3 protein-coding genes and 1 pseudogene are annotated in these 3,452 nt (G+C 65.9%); 2 read left to right on the forward strand and 2 right to left on the reverse strand.

Features of this window, described 5'->3' with window-relative positions; genetic code table 11:
- Positions 1-217 (reverse strand): cation-transporting P-type ATPase (locus RKP46_RS13825; RefSeq protein ID WP_311107167.1); only part of this gene is annotated, 217 nt, incomplete at its 3' end.
- Positions 218-542: 325 nt separating this feature from the next.
- Between RKP46_RS13825 and RKP46_RS13830 the strand changes: the two genes are divergently transcribed.
- Positions 543-1,502 (forward strand): hypothetical protein, encoded by a 960-nt coding sequence (locus RKP46_RS13830; RefSeq protein ID WP_311107168.1) that lies wholly within the window; start codon positions 543-545, stop codon positions 1,500-1,502.
- A gap of 54 nt (positions 1,503-1,556) precedes the next feature.
- On the opposite strand, the gene RKP46_RS13835 is transcribed toward RKP46_RS13830, so the two are convergent.
- Positions 1,557-3,020 carry a carbohydrate porin gene (locus RKP46_RS13835; protein WP_311107169.1) on the reverse strand — a complete coding sequence of 488 codons (1,464 nt, stop codon included), beginning with the start codon at positions 3,018-3,020 and terminating at the stop codon, positions 1,557-1,559.
- A 266-nt stretch (positions 3,021-3,286) separates the two neighbouring features.
- Here RKP46_RS13835 and RKP46_RS13840 point away from each other — a divergent pair.
- A pseudogene (locus tag RKP46_RS13840) lies at positions 3,287-3,452 on the forward strand (2,3-bisphosphoglycerate-independent phosphoglycerate mutase); the annotation flags it as partial.

Raw genomic sequence — 3,452 nt, forward strand, 5'->3', positions numbered from 1 at the left:
GGAGCAGAACGACGACCAGTGGCTGGACGAACTGCAGGGCAAAACGGCGCAGCGGACCCTTCCGGGGTCTCGGCGTGATCCGGTTTTCGCCATGGACGGCGCGCCGCCCGATGACTTCGGCTTCGTCCAGGCCATCGGCGCAGCTAGCCGCCAGGCGCAGGGCCACCTCCTCTGCGGCAAGATAGTGCCAGGCCACCCGGGTCGATTCGTCGCGCATCGCTTTACTCAGTCCTCTGGCGCGTGGCGCACTCAAGGCTCGCTACTCGCTGTGGCTGCGCCGGCAAAGCGAGTCGTGCGAGGCGCCGCGCGAGCATGCGTGATTTCGATCATCATGGGGCACGCTATTCGACAGCAGATTCGGCTATGCTAGTCCAGCCTGGGCGAAGCCGCAAATCGCCCCGCCTGCGAAGCCTGTCGGCGAACTTTACATCGGGCCTGCTGCAGGCCCGTCATGCTCACCACAGAAGCATGCTTTAATGATATGTTATGTTCATGGTGCGAGATTTGCTTCAGGCGGTGGCGAATAACATGGAACAGTCTGCATGGTGACGAGGCCGCGGGTACGTCTGTTATGGATGGTCTTCGTCCAGGCGTTGGCGCTCGTCGGCAACGTACTGGCGACACCGATTGTCAGCGAGCCCTGGAACGCGGCGGACGAGATGTTTTTCGAGCCGGGCGAGAACGACGAGCCGGTTTTCTTCGATTCCAGTCACTCCGCCGATTTCGGCACCGAGCTTCCCGAGCTGGGGCTGAATTCGGACCTGCACAGGCGAGCGTCTCCGAATCCTTATCCTTCCTTGGGCAGTGGAGGACCGTCGCTCGATCGCTGGTTCGCGTCGCCGGCTGATGCCGGAGCAATGTCCGCGCGCTCCGCAAAGCTCGAGATGGAGCGGCGATCACTTCCCGCCCCGGCGACCGCCGGGCGCGAACGCGTGCTCCCTTCGGGAGAAGTGGCGAGTCAGGCCTTGGCGGCCGAGATGGGCGAGCCAATCGCGCAGACGGTGCGCGAGGTCGAGCGCTGGGTAGTCGAGGCGGTGGCCGAGGCGCTCGACGTGCGGCGGGGCGAGCGCGCCGGCCAGGTCAGCTTTTCGCTGGCTGGTGTCGAGGAACTGCAGTTGACCAGGAGTGAAGGCGGGCTGGCGCTAGGCTACGAAGGCAACACGCTGCTGGCTACCGAGCGCGCCAACGACATGGCCAGGCAAAGATCACTGGCGGCGGCGAGTGCGGCTTCGCCGGTGGCGAGTCAGGCGAGCGGTGGAATCGGTCTCATCGGGCAGTTGATCAACATGGTGAAGGATGCCGTCGAGTATCCGCTCTTCTGGATCGTCTGCGCTCTGCTGCTGGCCGGCAAGATCGCCTGGCTGGTCGCGCGCCGCATCAGCGCGAGCGAACGGCGTGAGCAGCGACGTTCGGCTTCGCACGGCAGGCACGAGCACCGATATTCGCAGGCGCGCAGCGTCCGCCTGCCGGCGGACCGCGGCGGGCGTCCGGTCGCCCATTAGCGTCGATCGGGCTGTCGGCCCGTCGCCCGGCCGCGTGCACGTTCGTTCGGCAAGTCAGAAGGCGAGCTGCAGTCGGACGCCGACGATGCTGGCGTGTGGCAGACTGAGGCCAGGGTTGAGGATGCGCTGGAACAAGGGCTGCAAGACGACGCCGGGCATGACCTGCGCCCGGTAGGCGATTTCCAGCACGCTTTCCGCTTCCGCCGCAAGTGACGAGCCGAGCGACTCCGCCAGGCCATGTCTGCCCTGAGCGCCGGCGTGCGCGCGCGTGACGGCGATGCCGAATGTGTCGTTGTCGCGCCCGGCGAAAGGTCCGCGCAGGCTGAGGCCAAAGCTCAGCGAGGAGTCGAGGTTGTTCGTCCGGCCGTCGGCAATGCCGTAGCGGAAGAATACCGCGACATCACGGTTTTCTCCGGGTACTCGGTAGAGCGTCTGCTCGGCGAGCAGGTAGGCGCCCCAATGGCGCGCCATCAGCGCCTCGCCGTCTGCCCCGATGGCAGCGATCTGCGCGAAGCGCGGGTTGAATCGCCACGCACCGACCGCCAGCTTGCTGATCGGCGCAAAGTCATCGCTCTTCTCGGTGGGGACAGTCGGCTGGTCGGCGAGCAGACCGGCCTTGGTCGGGCTGAAGCCCAGTTCGGCGATGAGCAGGCTGCCTGCGCCCTGCTGCCAGGTGATATGTGGTCCGACTTTTCCGATGCGCTCGCTGGGCACCGCTTGCGCCAGGGCCAGCATGGCATACCAGGCGGGGTCGGGCTCGAAGCGTAGGCGAGCACCATACGAACTCGTCGCGTACATCGGCGGTCCGGCGCGCGTGCCGAAGTCGCCCGCTTCGGCCGCCATGCCAAAAGACGGATGCAGAAAGATGCCGGAAGCGTCGGTGACGTAGAACTCGGTGTCCACCGGGTAAAGGCCAAGCCGCAGGGAAGCACGATCGTCAAGGAAGGACTGCTGCAACCAGGCGCGGAAGACGCCGGTCCGGTTGCGCGGAGCTTCAATGTTGTCACTGCCCATCAGGCTCCCGGCGTAAGGTCCGTTGAACGGGCCCCCGCTGTTGCCGATCAGTTGCAGGTAGGCCGCGCCACCCGGCCAGCCGACAAGCTTCTCGCCGTCCAGCCGCAGCACCAGATCGACGTGACCAAGATAGGCGCTGCCCCGGCGCAGACCGCCGCGCGTGTTGCGCAGCAGGTCGCCGGTGTAGGACAGGTCGATCTTGATGCCGGCATCCGACAGGCGTTGCCGGCGACCCTGCCAGTCGCCGGTCAAGGTGGTCTCGCGCCATTCGGTCGGCGTGTCGGCCATCTCCAGATGGCGCAGGCGATCCGTAGGTTCGTCGTCGGCAGCCGCCGGTTCGCTGCCCGGTGCTGCGCTCGCCTCGCCGGCTGCTGCGCTCGTCGAGGTCAGCCGACCCGCTTCGGCCGTGGCTGGGCCGGACAGGGGTAGCGACAACAGCGTGTAGACCAGGCAGGCGATTGGCCCAAGCTTGCCTTTGGTCTGCTTCGTCTTGTTTGCGTTCACTGGCTTCCTCATCGTTACTGGGTTTCGCTTTTTATCCGATTCCCCCCAGGCGCACAAGCGCTCAGCGTCCGCCGTCGGGGGTCGGTGGTCGGCGGCTATTGGCGTGGGCGCCGGCGCGGCGCCCTGCCGGCCAGTGCGGCTTGATCGGGTCGACCCGGGGGAGGGCAGCCTTGTCTGTCGCTTCCGGGTATACTGCGTCCAAGCCTAGTGGTTTCCGCGCTCAGCGGCCTTCGTTCTCTTCTCCTCACTTCGCCGGGAAGCCTATCATGCTGCAGAAGTCTGTCTCTTTCCCTGGGATTCAGGGTCCCCTTGTGACGATCGTCATGGACGGTTACGGTATCGCCAAGTCCGATGTCGGCAGCGCCATCGCGGCCGCGCGCAAGCCGACGCTCGATCGCCTTTTCGCCAACTATTCAAACATTACGCTGCGCG

This window comes from Accumulibacter sp. (assembly GCF_031732815.1).
In the GTDB taxonomy this organism is placed as follows: domain Bacteria; phylum Pseudomonadota; class Gammaproteobacteria; order Burkholderiales; family Rhodocyclaceae; genus Accumulibacter.